The organism is Burkholderia sp. BCC0419, from assembly GCF_902830285.1.
Classification (GTDB): domain Bacteria; phylum Pseudomonadota; class Gammaproteobacteria; order Burkholderiales; family Burkholderiaceae; genus Burkholderia.
Genome location: NZ_CADESR010000005.1, coordinates 325421 through 342168, shown reverse-complemented (window position 1 = coordinate 342168; position 16748 = coordinate 325421). Strand labels below are relative to the sequence as shown.

Sequence of the window (16748 nt, the reverse complement as noted above, 5' to 3'; positions counted from 1 at the left end):
CCGCATCCTCCGTTGCCGCCTCGCGCAACGGCAATTCATCGCCCCTCTTTCCGCACGGCCTTGCGCCGGGCCGCTCGTCACCATCATGGATTCCTACTACCAGCACCACGTCTTCTTCTGCCTGAACCAGCGCGAACCGGGCGCCGAGCGTCCGAGCTGCGCGCAATGCGATGCGCAGACCATGCAGGAATACGCGAAAAAGCGCGTGAAGGAACTCGGTCTCGCGGGGCCCGGCAAGGTCCGCATCAACAAGGCCGGCTGCCTCGACCGCTGCGAGGAAGGGCCGGTGATGGTCGTGTATCCGGAAGGCACGTGGTACACGTACGTCGACCAGGCCGACATCGACGAGATCGTCGAATCGCACCTGCGCGACGGCAAGGTCGTCGACCGCCTGAAGATCTGAGCGGGCCGGCCGAATGAACGTTCATACGCAGAAATCGCTGATCGCGGGCCCGATCGGCCAGATCGAAATCGCGGTCGACCTGCCCGACGCCGTGCGCGAAGGCGGCGCCGCGCCGCGCGGCATCGCGCTCGTCGCGCATCCGCATCCGCTGTTCGGCGGCACGATGGACAACAAGGTCGCGCAGACGCTCGCGCGCACGCTCGTACAGCTGAACTATGTCGTCTACCGGTCGAACTTCCGCGGCGTCGGCGCGACCGAAGGCGTGCACGACAACGGCACGGGCGAGGCCGACGACCTGCTCGCGGTGCTCGCGCACATGCGCGCGCAGCCCGCGTATGCGGACCTGCCGCTCGTGCTCGCGGGCTTCTCGTTCGGCACCTTCGTGCTGTCGCACGTCGCGAAGCGGCTGCGCGACGCGGGCGAGACGATCGAGCGGATGGTGTTCGTCGGCACGGCCGCGAGCCGCTGGCAGGTGGCCGACGTGCCCGAGAACACGCTCGTGATCCACGGCGAAACCGACGACACGGTGCCGATCGCGTCGGTGTACGACTGGGCGCGGCCGCAGGAGCTGCCGGTCGTCGTGATCCCCGGCGCCGAGCATTTCCTCCATCGCAAGCTGCACGTGCTGAAGCGCATCATCGTCGACGCGTGGCGCTGAGGCCAGCGCAAGCCCGTTGTTAGCGTGAACAGGCGCTAGCCTGCATGCGGGCGCCGGCGTAAGCGCCGGCGGCCCGTACCGCGCACCGGCGCCCGGCCGGATGATGCGCGACCCTTCCCGACACTTCGTGCAGCACCGCACCGCGCGCCGCCTGCCGCACGGCGGCGCAACCCGACTTGCACGCCGCCTGCGCACACCTTTCGCGCGGCTTCGAGCACGCGTGCCCGCTGCATTCCCGTGCCATGCTCTCGCAGCCGGTATGCGGGCGTCCGCTGCCAGGTTCGCGAAAACGCCGTTCGCGGCCACGTATAATGGCCGCTTTCGCGTTGCCCGCGGCCCGGCTGGGCCCATGCGGCGCTCGTTTCGCCGCCTGTCCGCCCGCTCGCGACGGCCGCGAACCGAACGCGTCCGCACGAGTCCAACCGGCGCGTTTCTCGTCGCCCGACGGTGTCGGGCGAGTGCCCGACACGCCCGCCGCCTTGCCGTTCAACCCTGCGCGTTTCGCACCGCACTTTCTGCCATCAGCCTGAATCGATCATGCGTCTGTCTTCCCAAGGCCTCAAGTCCCTCGCTTCCTCCATCGCCTTCGGCACCGCCGCGCGCAACGTCGCGCTCGGCGTGATGCTGCCTGTCGCGCTCGCATCGACGATCGTCGTCGCCGAGGCGAAGCCGGCCGCCAAGGCCAAGGCCGCGCATGCGGCGCCGGCCGCCGAGCAGTCCACCGGCGCACCCGCGACCTACATGCCGGGCGCGGTGCCGCCGCCGGGCGTGAACGCGCGCTCGTGGGTGCTCGTCGACGCGACGAGCAACACGGTGCTCGCCTCGGGCAATGCGGACGAACGCGTCGAGCCGGCGTCGCTGACGAAGCTGATGACCGCCTACCTCGTGTTCGAGGCGCTCGACAAGAAGAAGATTTCGATGGAGCAGATCGTCACACCGAGCGACGCAGTGCGCCGCGTCGGCCGCGACGAGTCGCGCATGTTCATCGAGGCGAACAAGCCGGTGTCCGTGCATGACCTCGTGTACGGGATGATCATCCAGTCGGGCAACGATGCCGCGATCGCGCTGGCCGAACTCGTCGGCGGCAGCGAAGGGCAGTTCGTCACGCTGATGAACGACGAGGCGACGCGCCTCGGCATGAAGGGCACGCACTTCGCCGACGTGAACGGCATGCCCGACCCGAACCACTACACGACGGCCGGCGACCTCGCGAAGCTGTCCGCGCACCTGATCCGCGATTTTCCGCAGTACTACGGCATCTTCTCGGAGAAGGAATTCAAGTACAACAACATCCGCCAGGGCAACCGCAACCGGCTGCTGTGGCTCGACCCGACGGTCGACGGCCTGAAGACCGGCCACACGCAGGCGGCCGGTTACTGCCTGATCGCGTCGGCCAAGCGCGCGATCCCGGGTGTCGACGGCCAGCGCCGCCTGGTGTCGGTGATGATGGGCGAGCAGAAGGAAAGCGACCGTACGCAGGACAGCATGAAGATGCTGAACTACGGCTACAGCGCGTTCGATTCGGTGCGCCTGTTCAAGGGCGGCCAGGCGATCGCGACGCCGCGCCTCTACAAGGGCAAGGACAACACCGTGCAGGTCGGCGTGAAGGTCGACCAGTGGGCGACCGTGCCGCGCGGCCTCGGCGACAAGGTCAAGACCGAAGTCGACGTCAACGCGCCGCTGATCGCGCCGCTCGCGCAAGGCCAGCAGGTCGGCACCGTGAAGATCGTCGCCGACGGCAAGACGCTGTCCGAATTCCCGGTCGTCGCGCTGCAGGCCGTGCCGGAAGCGGGTATCTTCGGACGTATCTGGGACTCGATCCTGCTGATGTTCAGCAAGAAGAAGTAAGCACGACGGGCCTTTGTTTTCACGACTTCATCCCCATCTGTCATCGCCATGAGCCAAGCCGAATTCGAACCGATCGTCTACCTCAGCGTCTCGGCGCAGGAGGAACTGGTGCCGCTGTCCGAAGCCCGCGTGCCGGTGCTCGACCGCGGGTTCATCTTCGGCGACGGCGTGTATGAAGTCGTCCCCGTTTATGCGCACGACGGCGCGCACGTGCCGTTCCGGATCGAACAGCATCTGGACCGGCTCGCGCGCAGCCTGAAGAAGATCGGCATCGACAATCCGCACGATGCGGCCGGCTGGCGCGCGCTGATCGAGCGGGTCGTCGCGGCGAACGCCGAGGGCCTCGCCAACGGCAACGCGCTCGTCTACCTGCAGGTGACGCGCGGCGTCGCGAAGCGCGGCCACGCGTTCCCGGCGAACGCGGTGCCGACGGTGTTCGCGATGGCGAGCCCGCTGCGCCTGCCGTCGGAAGAGGAGCGCGCACGCGGCGTGCGCTGCGTGACGGCCGAGGATCGCCGCTGGCTGCATTGCGACATCAAGTCGATCTCGCTGCTCGGCAACGTATTGATGGCGCAGCATGCGGCCGAACGCGACGCGTTCGAGACGATCCAGCTGCGCGACGAAAACGTGACGGAAGGCTCGTCGTCGAACGTGTGGATCGTGAAGAACGGCGAACTGTTCGCGCCGCCGCGCAGCAACAAGATCCTCGAAGGGATCCGCTACGCGCTGGTCGAGCAGCTCGCCGACGAATGCGGGATCCGGTTCGTCGCGCGCGAGATCAGCGAGGTCGAGCTGCGCACGGCCGACGAGATCATGCTGACGTCGGCCACCAAGGAAATCCTGCCTGTTACGTCGCTCGACGATCTGCCCGTGCAGGGCGGCAAGCCGGGCCCCGTGTTCGCGGCGCTGTATGACGCGTACCAGCGTGCGAAGGCACGCGAATTTGAACAGTTTGACCTAACCCGGAGAAAATGATGAGCGAACCGACCAAAACCGTCGAGGTCACAGGCGCGATCGAAACCCGGAAGGAGTCGCTGCTGGAGTTTCCGTGCGATTTCCCGATCAAGATCATGGGCAAGGCGCACCCGGAATTCAAGGACACGATCTTCAAGGTCGTGGCCGTCCACGACAACGAGATCGACGTCGAGAAAATCGAAGAGCGTGAATCGAGCGGCGGCAACTACACCGGCCTCACGATTACCGTGCGCGCGACGAGCCAGGAACAGCTCGACAACATCTACCGCGCACTGACCGGCCATCCGATGGTCAAGGTCGTGCTCTAAGGAAGGGCCGGGATCAGCGCAAACGGCCGCTGATCCCCTTCCATCCTCCCTCCAGCGCGCACTCGGCGGGGCATTTCCCCGCCGCGCGCCGCGCGTCCAGCTCGTCGCACAGCCGCTTGTATTCGGCCACCTCCTCGAACAGCCAGGTCCGGAACGCCTGCACGCGCGGCGTGTTCAGCAGCGGCGGCGGGCACACGAAAAAATAGTGCCACGGGCTCGGCCCGTCGATGTCGAACAGGCGCACGATGCGCCCGTCGAGCAGGTCGTGCACCGCGAGCGAGCGGCGCACCAGCGCGATGCCCTGGCCCTCGATCGCGGCCAGCAGCAGGTTCGACGAATCCTGGTACAGAATCCCCCGTTTCGGCTCGGTCAGCGTATCGAGCCCGGCCGCGTCGAACCACGGCCGCCACAGCTCGTCGTCCGAGCGCAGCAGCGGGTAGTGCACGAGATCGGCGGGCGTCTGCGGCAGCTTGCCGCCGTTCAGCGTCGGCGCGCACGCCGGAAAGAACACCTCCTCGAACAGCGGCTCCACGTGCAGCCCCGGATAGCTGCCGAAGCCGAAGCGGATCGCGAGGTCGACGTCGTCGCGCGCGAAATCGGTGAGCGAGTTGGTCGACTGCAGCTCGACGTCGATTTCCGGATGCCGCTCGATGAACGTGCCGATGCGCGGCGTGATGAAGCGCGCGGCGAACGACGACAGCATCGACACCACCAGCCGCCGGTCGCGGTCGCTCGCGCGCACGTCGCGCGTCGCGTCGGCGATCACCATCAGCGCGGTGCGGATCTGCTGCGCGTAGCGCATGCCGGCGTCGGTCAGGCACAGCCGCTTGCCGTTGCGCGTGAACAGCTGCACGCCGAGCTCTTCCTCGAGCGCGCGCACCTGATGGCTGACCGCGCCGTGCGTGACGAACAGCTCGTCGGCGGCGCGCGAGAAGTTCTCGTGGCGGGCGGCGGCTTCGAACGCGCGAATCGCGTTCAGCGCCGGGAGCTGGCGGAGGTCCATTTGCTAATTTTCCTCACATCGACGTGAAAATTGGTCGTTTGGTCGGACGCCTTTGAATGACTACGATTGTAGCCATCGAAGCACTTATTGGCGGAGTCGATCATGCAAGAAATCTCTTCAAGCATCACCTTTGAAATTCCCGTGGGCGAAACCGTGCCGATGAAGGTGCAACGCAGCACGCGGCTGATCGTCCAGTGCGGGCCGGTCTGGGCGACGCGCAGCAACGACGTCGACGATTACTTCCTGGTCGACGGCGAGACGCTCAAGCTGCGCCGCGGCGAGCGGCTGTGGCTCAGCGCGGAAGGCCGCGAGGGCGCACGCGTCGCGTTCTCGGTGTCGCGGCCGCCTCGGGAAGTCGCGCTCGGCGGGCTGTCCCGGCTGCGCGAACGCGTGAGCGCGCTGTTCCACGACGGCTGGCGCACCGTCTGACCATCATTTCATCCGACGGATACCGGCGATCCGTCCCCCTCCCCAGGCCGGCGAGACCCACGGGTTTTCGGTAAACTACCGCCCATGTCCGTTTCGCCGGTTTCCATCGTGTCCACGCCTGTCGCCGTTTCCGCATCGCCCGCCGGAGCCCCGGATCAGCCGGTCCAGCCGGTCACCGTGCGGTGGCGGGGCCGCGAGGCGTACGAGACGAGCTTCGACGCGATGCGCGCGTTCACCGACACGCGCACGGCCGACACCGGCGACGAGATCTGGGTGGTCGAGCATCCGCCCGTCTACACGCTCGGCCAGGCCGGCGACCCGGCGCACCTGCTGGTGGCCGACAGCGGCGTGCCGCTCGTGAAGGTCGACCGCGGCGGACAAATCACCTACCACGGCCCCGGCCAGATCGTCGTCTACCTGCTGCTGGACCTGCGCCGGCGCAAGCTGATGGTGCGCACGCTCGTGACGAAGATCGAGGAGGCCGTGATCGAAACCCTCGCGGCGTATAATCTCGCTTCGGTCCGCAAGGCGGGCGCGCCCGGGATCTACGTGGCGTCCGGCGTGCACGAGGGCGCGAAAATCGCGGCCCTCGGCCTGAAGATCCGCAACGGCTGCAGCTATCACGGGCTGAGCCTGAACGTGAAGATGGATCTGCGCCCGTTTCTTGCGATCAACCCGTGCGGCTATGCCGGACTGGAAACCGTCGACATGGCGAGCCTCGAGGTTGCCGCCGACTGGAACGACGTCGCCCACACGCTGGTGGGCCGTCTGATCGCCAACCTCGACGGCGCATCCGCGGCCGCCGACAAGCCGCAGGCACTGGAACAATCGAATGACTGACGTTACCGCTTCTCCCGCACCGGCCGATACGGCCGCGACCCCTGCCTACGATCCGACCGCCAAGCAGAAGGCGCAGGCGAAGACGGCGCGCATCCCGATCAAGGTCATTCCGATCGAAAAGCTGAAGAAGCCCGAGTGGATCCGCGTGAAGGCGGCCACCGGCAGCTCGCGTTTCAACGAGATCAAGACGATCCTGCGCGAGCACAACCTGCATACCGTGTGCGAGGAAGCGAGCTGCCCGAACATCGGCGAATGCTTCGGCAAGGGCACCGCGACGTTCATGATCATGGGCGACAAGTGCACGCGCCGCTGCCCGTTCTGCGACGTCGGCCACGGCCGTCCCGATCCGCTCGACGCGGATGAACCGAAGAACCTCGCGCGCACGATCGCTGCGCTGAAGCTCAAGTACGTGGTGATCACGAGCGTCGACCGCGACGACCTGCGCGACGGCGGCGCCGCCCACTTCGTCGAGTGCATCCGCGAAACGCGTGCGCAGTCGCCGGACACGCGCATCGAGATCCTGACGCCGGACTTCCGCGGCCGTCTTGACCGCGCGATCTCGATCCTGAACGCCGCGCCGCCCGACGTGATGAACCACAACCTCGAAACGGTGCCGCGCCTGTACAAGGAAGCGCGCCCGGGTTCGGACTACGCGCACTCGCTGAAGCTCCTGAAGGACTTCAAGGCGCTGCATCCGGACGTCGCGACGAAGTCGGGCCTGATGGTCGGCCTCGGCGAGACGGAAGAAGAAATCCTGCAAGTGATGCGCGACCTGCGCGCGCACGACGTCGACATGCTGACGATCGGCCAGTACCTGCAGCCGTCCGAGCACCACCTGCCGGTGCGTGCGTACGTGCATCCGGACACGTTCAAGATGTACGAGGAAGAGGCGTACAAGATGGGCTTCACGCACGCGGCCGTCGGCGCAATGGTGCGGTCGAGCTATCACGCCGATCTGCAGGCGCATGGGGCAGGGGTGGTCTGAGCGTCGCGTTCGCCTCCATCTGCAGAAGTTTCGCAGTCCCGAAAGCCCGCAGCGATGCGGGCTTTTTCGTTGGCGCGATGCGGAACATGGCCAAACGGCCGAGTTGATCGCCCGGCCGGTTGCGGTCGATGATGAATGCGACGCCGCCGCCAAGGTCGGGCGAAATGCCGAGAGATGCCAATGGGTATTCGGGTTGGACGCACGCCGTGTCGCCGATCATACGTCGCAGTAAAGTGTCTGAAGAGATCCTTTAAATTAGTTTGCGGTTCTATTGGGAGCCGTTAAATTGCATCGAACCTCAGTCCGCGAGCTCGACGATCTGGAGGATGCGTTCGAGCATGCTCAGACCGAGCGGGTTCGCGCGCTTCTCGGCAGGCCAGCGCGTCGCATTGCACACGGAGGTTAGGAGCGGCTTACGCCGTGTGCGTTCGATGAAAGGCGCGATCCGCGCCCCCGCACGACAATCGTCACCCGACCGGACGCCCGATCCGGTTCAGCATGAAAAGCAAAGCTGAAACGGCATCGATAGCTTCGCAGGATAAGTTCGCTCCCGCCGCGCGCAAAGCTCGTAAAGTCGGCTCTCCCGCAGCAATGCCCGCATTCCGAAGGAGAGCCGCATGTCCCGTTTCAGCTTCATCCGCCGCGCCGTCGTCGCGCTGACCGCCTTTGCCGCGCTCGGCGCGGCGCACGCCGAATCGCGCGAAGTCGTGATCGCGTACCAGGACATGGTCGTGCCGTGGCGCTACGCGCAGGCGAGCGGTGAAGTCGAAAAGGCGACCGGCTACAAGGTCAGGTTCCGCAAGCTCGACAGCGGCGCCGACGTGATCCGCGCGCTCGCGTCGGGCTCCGTCCAGCTCGGCGAAGCCGGGTCGAGCCCGATCGCGGCCGGCCTGTCGCAGGGGCTCGACATCTCGCTGTTCTGGGTGCTCGACAACATCAACGACGCCGAGGCGCTCGTTGCGCGCAACGGCTCGGGCGTGACCAGCGTCGCCGCGCTCAAGGGCAAGAAGATCGGCGTGCCGTTCGTGTCGACGTCGCACTTCCATACGCTCGTCGCGTTGCAGGCCGCGGGCGTCAATCCGAACGACGTGAAGATCGTCAACCTGCGTCCGCCGGAAGTCGCGGCGGCGTGGGCGCGCGGCGACATCGACGCGACCTATATCTGGGACCCGGTGCTCGCGAAGGTCAAGCAGTCGGGCACCGTGCTGACGACGTCCGGCCAGGTTGCGAAGGAAAGTGGCAAGTCGACCTTCGACGGCTTCGTCGTGAGCCGCAAGTTCGCGCGCGAGAACCCCGAGTTCGTCACGCGCTTCGTGAAGGTGCTCGCGGCCGCCGATGCCGACTACCGCGCACATGCGGCGGCGTGGAAGGTCGGCACGCCGCAGGTCGCAGCGGTCGCGAAGGTGTCCGGCGCGAACGCGCAGGACGTGCCGGCGAGCCTCGCGCTGTACGCATTCCCGACGGCGGCGGAGCAGGCTTCGCCGACGTGGCTCGGCGGCGGCGCGCAATCGGGCGCCGCGAAGTCGCTCGCGGCCACGGCCGCGTTCCTCAAATCGCAAGGCACGATCCAGACGGTGCTCGCCGACTATTCGGCCGGCGTCGATCCGCAGTTCGTGCAGAAGGCCGCGCGCTGAGCGCGGCCACTCAGCCCACTCGTTGCGGAGTCCGTCGATCATGAGCACGCTGGAAGTCCGTCAGGTATCGGTTGCCTATCCGGGCGAGCGCGGCAGGCCGACGACGCAGGCGCTCGCGCGCGTCGACCTGCGCATCGATGCCGGTGAATTCGTCGTCGCGCTCGGCGCATCCGGATGCGGCAAGACGACGCTGCTGAACTGCATGGCCGGCTTCGTCGCGCCGACGACCGGCGACGTGTGCGTGGACGGCGTGCCGGTCACGGGCCCCGGCGCCGATCGCGGCGTCGTGTTCCAGAAATACGCGTTGCTGCCGTGGCTCGACGTGCTCGACAACGTCGCGCTCGGGCTGCGCTTCGCGCGCGTGTCGAAGGCCGAGCGCGAAGCGCGGGCGACGGAGATGCTCGCGCTCGTCGGCCTCGAACGTCATGCACATGCACGCGTGTACGAACTGTCGGGCGGGATGCAGCAGCGGGTCGGCATCGCGCGTGCGCTCGCGAGCGACCCGCGCGTGCTGCTGATGGACGAGCCGATGGGCGCGCTCGACGCGATGACGCGCGGCACGATGCAGGCGCTCGTGCTCGACGTGTGGGCGCGCACCGGCAAGACGGTGTTCTTCATCACGCACGACGTCGAGGAGGCGCTCTTTCTCGCGACGCGCCTGGTCGTGATGACGCCGGGCCCCGGCCGCATTGCCGAAACCTTCGAGCTGCCGTTCGCGCGCCGCTACGTCGAATCGCGCGATGCGCGTGCGGTGAAGTCGTCGCCCGATTTCATCGCATGGCGCGAGCGGCTGATCGCGTATCTGCATCGCGACGAGTCGGTCGTCGCCGAGACCGCGTGATGCACGAGTTCGCGAGGCAGGGTGCGTCCGTCGGGCGTGGCCGGATCAGTACATTGCACAGGCAGGACGACATGAGCACGCAGGATTCGTGGGCGGCCGATCGAACGGCCGCGGAGTTCGGGCAGGATCAACGCGCGACGCAACGGCATCGCGCCGCGCGTCCCGCACGCATATCGCATCGCTACCGGTTGCCGGGGCAGGGGAAGACGGCCGCGCTGAGCGCCGCGACGATCTTGGCGCTGGCCGTGCTGTGGTGGGTCGCGACGCATCTGCAGTGGCTGCCGCCGCTGTTCCTGCCCGCGCCGGAAGCCGTGTGGGCGGCGTTCGTCGACGCGTGGCACGGCCGCATCCAGGGCGGCCTGCCGCTGTCCGAACATCTGCTGTGGAGCGCCGCGCGCGTGTTCGGTGCGTTTGCGCTCGCGACCGCGATCGGCGTGCCGGCCGGCATCCTGATGGGCGTGAGCCGCATCGCACGCGGCGTGCTCGACCCACTGCTGGAGTTCTATCGGCCGCTGCCGCCGCTCGCGTATCTGCCGCTCGTGGTGATCTGGTTCGGCATCGACGAGACGGCGAAGCTGGTCGTGATCTTTCTCGCATGCTTCGCGCCGATCGCGATGGCCGCGCGCGCCGGCGTGCGTGCGGCGACGGTCGAGCAGATCAACGCCGCGTATTCGCTCGGCGGCAGCTTCGCGCAGATCGTGCGCCACGTGGTGCTGCCGGCCGCGCTGCCGGAAATCCTCACGGGGCTGCGGATCGCGATCGGGTTCGGCTGGACGACGCTCGTTGCGGCCGAGATGGTCGCCGCGACGGCCGGGCTCGGGCAGATGGTGCTCAACGCATCGAGCTTCCTGCGCACCGACATCGTCGTGATGGGCATCCTGATCATCGGTGCGATCGCGTGGCTGTTCGATCTTGCGATGCGGTGGGTCGAGCGGCGGGTGGTGCCGTGGAAGGGAAGAGGGTGAGCGGGGCGTTGCGCGACCGGTCGTATCGGCCGCGTATTCAGATGCGCTGATACACGACGGTGAGCGGCCGGCCGTATGCCGCACCGAATTCGTCGATGAAGGCGTCGCTCAGCAACCAGTTGGGGAAGCAGAAGCCGAGATGACCGAATGCCCACGGCGGGTCGTAGCGCCACTGCGTGACGGGTTGCCGATGCCCGCATGCACCGCATTCCAGCGGCGCGTCGTCGTGGCCGTGGAACCACTGCGTGAACGCATCGCTCCATGCCTGGCCGAATGCCGTTTGCTCCGCGTCGCAGGCTGGACAGAAAATCTCGAGACCGTTCCCGCCGGCATCGAACACGCGGCGCTTGACGATCAGGGTCAGCCAATTCGGAATTTGCGGCGGCATATGCGCACGGGGATCGCACGCGTCGGTATAACTCGGCCCGAGCGGATAGCCGGTCTCGTTGCTTTCCGTGAGGCTGCCTTCTTCGAGTCCGTAGGTTCGGTACCAGTCGCGATACAGGTCGCCGACGCGCGTCGCTGCCCCCACAATCCCGCGCGCTTGCAGCCACGCAATCATCCGTTGCGCCTCGGCGGGCGCAGCATTGAGCGAAATCGCCGGATCGACCAGATAGGTGAAGTGGCTGCTCATCGTGCTCAATCCCCCATCGCCACCCCTTCCCGCCGCGGATCCGCCCCGCCGAACCACACCGTCTGCCCCTGCACGTTCAGCCGCTGGATCCCCTGCAGCCCCGAGTTCATCTCGACGACCTGCACGTCGTGCCCGCGGCCCTTCAGCCCGTCGGCGAGCGCGTCCGACACGCGGCCGCGTTCCAACAGCGTCGGCCCGTTCATCGACCCGAAGTTCGGCAACGCGATCGCCTGCTGCATCGTCATCCCCCAGTCGAGCACGCCGATCAGCGTCTTCGCGACGTGGTTGATGATCGCGGGGCCGCCGGCCGAGCCGACGATCATCGTCACCTGCTTCGTCTGCTTGTCGAACACGAGTTCCGGCGACATCGCCGAGCGCGGCCGCTTGCCGGGCTGCACGCGGTTCGCGACCGGCCGGCCGTTGTCGTTCGACACGAACGAGAAATCGGTGAGCTGGTTGTTCAGCATGAAGCCGCGCACCATCAGCCGCGAGCCGAACGCATCCTCGATGCTGGTCGTCATCGACAGCGCCTGGCCGTAGCGGTCGACGATCGCGATGTCGGACGTCGACGGCAATTCGGGGCTGCGGTCGTCGGCCATCGCGAGCGTCGCGCCTTGCGGCGTGCCGGCCTGCGCGATGCCCATGCTGTTGTCGCCGATCAGCCGTGCGCGCTGCGCGAGATAGGTCTTGTCGGTGAGGCTCGCCCAGGTGCCGCCGGGCAGCGGCACGAAATCGGGATCGGCGACGTAGCGCGCACGGTCCGCATACGCGAGGCGCCCGGCTTCGCTGAACAGGTGTGCGGCGAATGGCGTCGGCTCGTAGCCGACCTCGTTGCGCACCGGCTTCTGCGCGCCGATCTGCTGCCAGTCGGGCATCGCCTCGAGAATGCCGAGCATCTGCGCGATCGCGAGGCCGCCCGACGACGGCGGTGGCATCCCGCACACCACCGAGCGCCGGTAGTCGGCGCACAGCGGCGCACGCACCTTCGCCTTGTAGCGCGCGAGATCCTGCAGCGACAGCAGCCCCGGGTTGGTCGGGTGCTTGCGCACCTTCGTGACGATGTCGCGTGCGATCGCGTCGCTGTAGAACGCGTTCGCGCCGCGGTCGGCGACCTGGCGCAGCACGGTCGCGAGCGCGGGATTCTTCAGCACCGTGCCGGCGGCCTTCGGCGTGCCGTCCGCGTTGTAGAAGTACGCGCGGGCGGCCGGGTCGTTGTTCAGGTACTTGTCGTTTGCAATCAGCATCGCGAGCCGCGGGCTGATCGTGAAGCCGCGCTCGGCGAGCCGGATGGCCGGCTGGAACAGCCGGCGCCACGGCAGCTTGCCGTGCGCGCGGTGCGCGGCGTCGAGCATGCGCAGCACGCCCGGCGTGCCGACCGAGCGCCCGCCCACGACGCCTTCGTAGAAGCGCATCGGCTGGCCGGTCGGCCCGTAGAACAGCCGGTCGGTCGCGGCGGCCGGCGCGGTTTCGCGGCCGTCGTACGCCTGCGTCGTCTTGCCGTCGAAGTACAGCATGAACGCGCCGCCGCCGATGCCCGACGATTGCGGCTCGACCAGCGCGAGCACCATCTGCGTCGCGATGGCTGCGTCGATCGCGGTGCCGCCGGCTTTCAGCATGTCGTAGCCGGCCTGCGTCGCGAGCGGGTTCGCGGCCGCGATCATGAAGTGCTGCGAGGTCCAGCCCGACTTGTCGGTCCAGCCGGACGACAGTTCGGGCGCGTGAACGCCGGGCAGCGGGACGGCCGCGCCCGACGCGGCGGCGACCGGGACGACGGCGCCCGACGGCGCGGACGGGGACGTGCAGCCGGCGTTGAACGCGACGAGCGCGACGGCGGCGAGCAGCGTCCAGGGACGCGAATGCGGACGAATCCGGTCGAACATTGAACCCTCGGCAGCAGTGAATTCGAAGGAGACGGCGGCGTTGAAGTTGGCGCGGGCGCAACGGCGCTGCCCGCCCCGGCGCGCTATTGTCGCCGCGTGCCCGGCGGCTTGTCATCCGACAGGAAACCCTGACGCATCCCGCCGGGCCCGCCCCGGCCGGTCTTTCCGGCCTGTTCGAGGATGAACTCTATGAACGTCGACGTCGCGCGCGTGTGGTGGCGGTTCGGCATGTAGAGCATGTACATGTGGGTGCCGAAGATGCTGAGCCGGTACGCATCGAGCGACGTGACGACGGTGCCGTGCCGCAGGTCGTCCTGCATCACGTAGTCGGGCACGATGCCGACGCCGATCCCCGCGAGGATCGCCTGGCGCAGGAACAGGAAGTTCTCCGAAATCAGCGTCGGTTCGAGCAGCACCTCGTGGCGTTCGTCGCCGAGATACGCGGCGATCCGGAGCTGCCGGCCCATCACGGTTGCGGTGACGACCGGCGCGGCGGCCAGCGCGCCGAGGCTCGCGGGCATCCCGTGCGCGGCCGCGAACGCGGGCGACGCGCACGCGACGTAGCGCACCGCGCCCATGTCGCGCGCGACGAGGTTCTGCGGCGGCTCGGACATCACGCGGATCGCGATGTCGACTTCGTCGCGCATCAGGTCTTCCACGCGATTCTCGAACACCACGTCGAGCACGATGCCCGGATGCCGCCGCTTGAACGCGAGCAGCCATTCGGACATCACGATCTGCCCGTAGCCGCTCGGCACCGACAGCCGCACGCGGCCCTGCAGGTCCTGCCCGAGCGTGGTCACCGATTCCTGTGCGGCGAGCAGTTCGTTGCGGATGCGCCGGCCGTGCTCGTACAGCTTCAGCCCGATCTCGGTCGGCTCCATGCGCCGCGTCGTGCGCCGCACGAGCTGCTGGCCGATCGAGCGCTCGAGCTGGTTCAGCCGGTAGCTGACGTTCGCCCGGCTCATCTTGAGCCGCTGCGCGGCCTTGCTGAGATTGCCGGCGTCGAGGATCTCGACGAGCAGCGTCAGCGCGTTCAGGTCCATGCGAGGTGTCTCCTGATCCGTCCCGTTTATCGATCCGAAACGGTCCGAAAGCATTCAGTGTCAAGTCAGACTTGACAGCTTGTAAAGGCGCGAGGGAATTGTCAATGAATCTCGATCAATCGAGAATCGGGTCATGCCTGCTGCATCGACAGCTTCGACAGGAGACGCCATGAATTCCCCCGCTACCCTTCAAACCGGCACCGTCACGCGCGAACGGCGCGACAAGGTGCTCGTCGTCACGATCGACCATCCGCCCGTCAACGCGCTGTCCGCCGATGTGCGGCGCGGCCTCGCCGACGCGGTCGACGCCGCGCAGGCCGACGACGCGATCCGCGCGGTGCTGATCGTCGGCGCCGGCCGCAACTTCATCGCGGGCGCCGACATCCGCGAATTCGGCAAGCCGCCCGTGCCGCCGTCGCTGCCCGACGTGTGCGAACGGATCGAATCGGGCGCCAAGCCGGTCGTGGTCGCGCTGCACGGCGCGACGCTCGGCGGCGGCCTCGAGGTCGCGCTGGCCGCGCATTACCGGCTCGTGGTGCCCGGCGCGAAGCTCGGGCTGCCCGAAGTGACGCTCGGCCTGTTGCCCGGCGCGGGCGGCACGCAGCGCGCGCCGCGCCTGATCGGCGCGAAGGCCGCACTCGACCTGATGCTGACTGGCCGCCATGCGAGTGCCGAGGAAGCGCTCGCGCTCGGCCTCGTCGATCGCATCGCGCACAGCGACGACACGCTCGCCGAAGGGCTCGCCTACGCGCAGGAACTCGTGTCGCTCGGCGCGCCCGTGCGCCGCACGCGCGACGCGCAGGGGCTGGCCGACCGCGTAGCCGCGCAAGCCGCGATCGACGCGGCGCGCGCGGAATTGCCGAAGAAGTCGCGCGGCCTTTTCTCGCCGGCGAAGATCGTCGACGCGGTCGAGGCCGCGCTCACGCAGTCGTTCGACGCGGGGATGAAGTTCGAACGCAGCCTGTTCCTGCAGTGCCTCGACAGCCCGCAGCGCGCGGGCCTCGTGCATGCGTTCTTCGCGGAACGCGAAGCGGCGAAGGCACCCGAGGCGCGACGTGGGCGCGCACGGCCGGTCGAGCGGATCGGCGTGGTCGGCGGCGGCACGATGGGCGCGGGCATCGCGGTCGCGGCGCTCGACGCCGGGCTGCCGGTGACGATGATCGAGCGCGACGAAGCGTCGCTCGCGCGCGGTCGCGCGCACGTCGAGAAGGTGTACGACGGCCTCGTCGCGAAAGGGCGGATGACGCCGGCCGCGCATGCGGCGCGGCTCGCGCGCTTCAAGGGCAGCACGTCGTACGACGCGCTCGCGCAGGCCGACGTCGTGATCGAAGCCGTATTCGAGGACATGGCCGTGAAGCAGGCCGTGTTCGCCGAGCTTGCCCGCGTGTGCAAGCCGGGCGCGGTGCTCGCGACCAACACGTCGTATCTCGACATCGACGCACTCGCCGCGAGCATCGACCGGCCGGCCGACGTGATCGGCCTGCATTTCTTCTCGCCGGCCAACGTGATGAAGCTGCTCGAGATCGTCGTGCCGGCGCACGTGAGCGCGGACGTCGTCGCGACCGCGTTCGCGCTCGCGAAGCAATTGAAGAAGACGCCGGTGCGCGCCGGCGTATGCGACGGCTTCATCGGCAACCGGATCCTCGCCGTCTACCGGACGGCGGCCGACTACCTGATGGAAGACGGCGCGTCGCCGTACCACATCGATCGCGCGGTGCGCGAGTTCGGTTTCCCGATGGGCCCGTTCCAGGTGGTCGACCTCGCGGGCGGCGACATCGGCTGGGCGACCCGCAAGCGCCGCGCGGCGACGCGCGACCCGAACGCGCGCTACGTGGAGATTTCCGACCGGCTGTGCGAGCGCGGCTGGTTCGGGCAGAAGACCGGGCGCGGCTACTACCTGTATCCGGACGGCGCGCGCGTCGGCACGCCCGACCCGGAAGTCGAGGCCATCGTCGCGGAAGAACGCACGAAGAAGGGCGTCACGCCGCGCACGTTCACCGACGACGAGATCCTGCGCCGCTACCTTGCCGCGATGATCAACGAAGGCGCGAACGTCGTGCACGAGAAGATCGCGCTGCGCCCGCTCGACGTCGACGCGGTGTTCCTGTACGGCTACGGCTTCCCGCGCTATCGCGGCGGCCCGATGCACTACGCGGACACGGTCGGCCTGCCGAACGTGCTCGCCGATATCCGCGCGTTCGCGAAGGAAGATCCGCTGTTCTGGAAGCCGTCGCCGCTGCTCGTCGATCTCGTCGCGCGCGGCGCGGATTTCGCGAGCCTGAACCGCATCGACTGAACG

16 protein-coding genes are annotated in these 16748 nt (G+C 68.0%); 12 read left to right on the top strand and 4 right to left on the bottom strand.

The features are described from left to right. Positions 1–85 precede the first annotated feature (85 nt). The 5 genes from HWW87_RS25355 (at position 86) to HWW87_RS25335 (ending at position 4192) form a co-directional block, all read left to right on the top strand. Positions 86–403 carry a ferredoxin gene (locus HWW87_RS25355; RefSeq protein WP_011694422.1) on the top strand — a complete coding sequence of 106 codons (318 nt, stop codon included), beginning with the start codon at positions 86–88 and terminating at the stop codon, positions 401–403. A 13-nt stretch (positions 404–416) separates the two neighbouring features. After that, positions 417–1061, top strand: coding sequence for an alpha/beta hydrolase (locus HWW87_RS25350; protein WP_006485236.1), 645 nt, complete (start codon positions 417–419; stop codon positions 1059–1061). Between the two features lie 537 nt (positions 1062–1598). Next, positions 1599–2909 carry a D-alanyl-D-alanine carboxypeptidase family protein gene (locus HWW87_RS25345; protein WP_174389918.1) on the top strand — a complete coding sequence of 437 codons (1311 nt, stop codon included), beginning with the start codon at positions 1599–1601 and terminating at the stop codon, positions 2907–2909. A gap of 48 nt (positions 2910–2957) precedes the next feature. Further along, a complete protein-coding gene (locus tag HWW87_RS25340) occupies positions 2958–3884 on the top strand; it encodes a D-amino acid aminotransferase (protein WP_175822589.1) in 927 nt (308 codons plus the stop codon). Continuing rightward, positions 3884–4192 carry a YbeD family protein gene (locus HWW87_RS25335; RefSeq protein WP_174389920.1) on the top strand — a complete coding sequence of 103 codons (309 nt, stop codon included), beginning with the start codon at positions 3884–3886 and terminating at the stop codon, positions 4190–4192. The genes HWW87_RS25340 and HWW87_RS25335 overlap by 1 nt, the downstream gene beginning before the upstream one ends. Before the next feature lie 13 nt (positions 4193–4205). Here the strand turns inward: HWW87_RS25335 and HWW87_RS25330 are convergent, their stop codons facing one another. Continuing rightward, positions 4206–5195, bottom strand: coding sequence for a transcriptional regulator GcvA (locus tag HWW87_RS25330; protein ID WP_006485238.1), 990 nt, complete (start codon positions 5193–5195; stop codon positions 4206–4208). A gap of 102 nt (positions 5196–5297) precedes the next feature. On the opposite strand from HWW87_RS25330, the gene HWW87_RS25325 reads away from it, so the two are divergent. The 6 genes from HWW87_RS25325 to HWW87_RS25300 all read left to right on the top strand — a co-directional run bounded on the left by HWW87_RS25325 (position 5298) and on the right by HWW87_RS25300 (position 10889). Next, the gene (locus HWW87_RS25325; RefSeq protein WP_175822588.1) at positions 5298–5624 is read left to right on the top strand and encodes a DUF2917 domain-containing protein; all 327 of its coding nucleotides are present in this window, start codon (positions 5298–5300) and stop codon (positions 5622–5624) included. Positions 5625–5708: 84 nt separating this feature from the next. After that, positions 5709–6464, top strand: a complete 756-nt coding sequence (lipB, locus tag HWW87_RS25320; RefSeq protein WP_175822587.1) for a lipoyl(octanoyl) transferase LipB — start codon at positions 5709–5711, stop codon at positions 6462–6464. Beyond that, positions 6457–7449, top strand: coding sequence for a lipoyl synthase (gene lipA / locus HWW87_RS25315; protein WP_006477693.1), 993 nt, complete (start codon positions 6457–6459; stop codon positions 7447–7449). Before lipB ends, lipA begins: the two co-directional genes overlap by 8 nt. Positions 7450–8066: 617 nt before the next feature. Continuing rightward, positions 8067–9083 carry a taurine ABC transporter substrate-binding protein gene (gene tauA / locus HWW87_RS25310; RefSeq protein ID WP_175822586.1) on the top strand — a complete coding sequence of 339 codons (1017 nt, stop codon included), beginning with the start codon at positions 8067–8069 and terminating at the stop codon, positions 9081–9083. Between the two features lie 40 nt (positions 9084–9123). Next, the gene (locus HWW87_RS25305; RefSeq protein WP_175822585.1) at positions 9124–9924 is read left to right on the top strand and encodes an ATP-binding cassette domain-containing protein; all 801 of its coding nucleotides are present in this window, start codon (positions 9124–9126) and stop codon (positions 9922–9924) included. Further along, a complete protein-coding gene (locus HWW87_RS25300) occupies positions 9924–10889 on the top strand; it encodes an ABC transporter permease subunit (protein WP_175822607.1) in 966 nt (321 codons plus the stop codon). The genes HWW87_RS25305 and HWW87_RS25300 overlap by 1 nt, the downstream gene beginning before the upstream one ends. 37 nt (positions 10890–10926) lie before the next feature. Here the strand turns inward: HWW87_RS25300 and HWW87_RS25295 are convergent, their stop codons facing one another. From HWW87_RS25295 to HWW87_RS25285, 3 genes are all read right to left on the bottom strand, one after another. After that, positions 10927–11523, bottom strand: a complete 597-nt coding sequence (locus HWW87_RS25295) for a hypothetical protein (RefSeq protein ID WP_175822584.1) — start codon at positions 11521–11523, stop codon at positions 10927–10929. A 5-nt stretch (positions 11524–11528) separates the two neighbouring features. Then, positions 11529–13403 carry a gamma-glutamyltransferase gene (gene ggt / locus HWW87_RS25290; RefSeq protein WP_175822583.1) on the bottom strand — a complete coding sequence of 625 codons (1875 nt, stop codon included), beginning with the start codon at positions 13401–13403 and terminating at the stop codon, positions 11529–11531. An 83-nt stretch (positions 13404–13486) separates the two neighbouring features. After that, positions 13487–14449 carry a LysR family transcriptional regulator gene (locus HWW87_RS25285; RefSeq protein WP_175822582.1) on the bottom strand — a complete coding sequence of 321 codons (963 nt, stop codon included), beginning with the start codon at positions 14447–14449 and terminating at the stop codon, positions 13487–13489. Positions 14450–14618: 169 nt separating this feature from the next. Between HWW87_RS25285 and HWW87_RS25280 the strand changes: the two genes are divergently transcribed. Continuing rightward, on the top strand, positions 14619–16745 hold the full coding sequence (locus tag HWW87_RS25280; protein ID WP_175822581.1) for a 3-hydroxyacyl-CoA dehydrogenase NAD-binding domain-containing protein: 2127 nt from the start codon (positions 14619–14621) through the stop codon (positions 16743–16745). Positions 16746–16748: the final 3 nt, after the last annotated feature.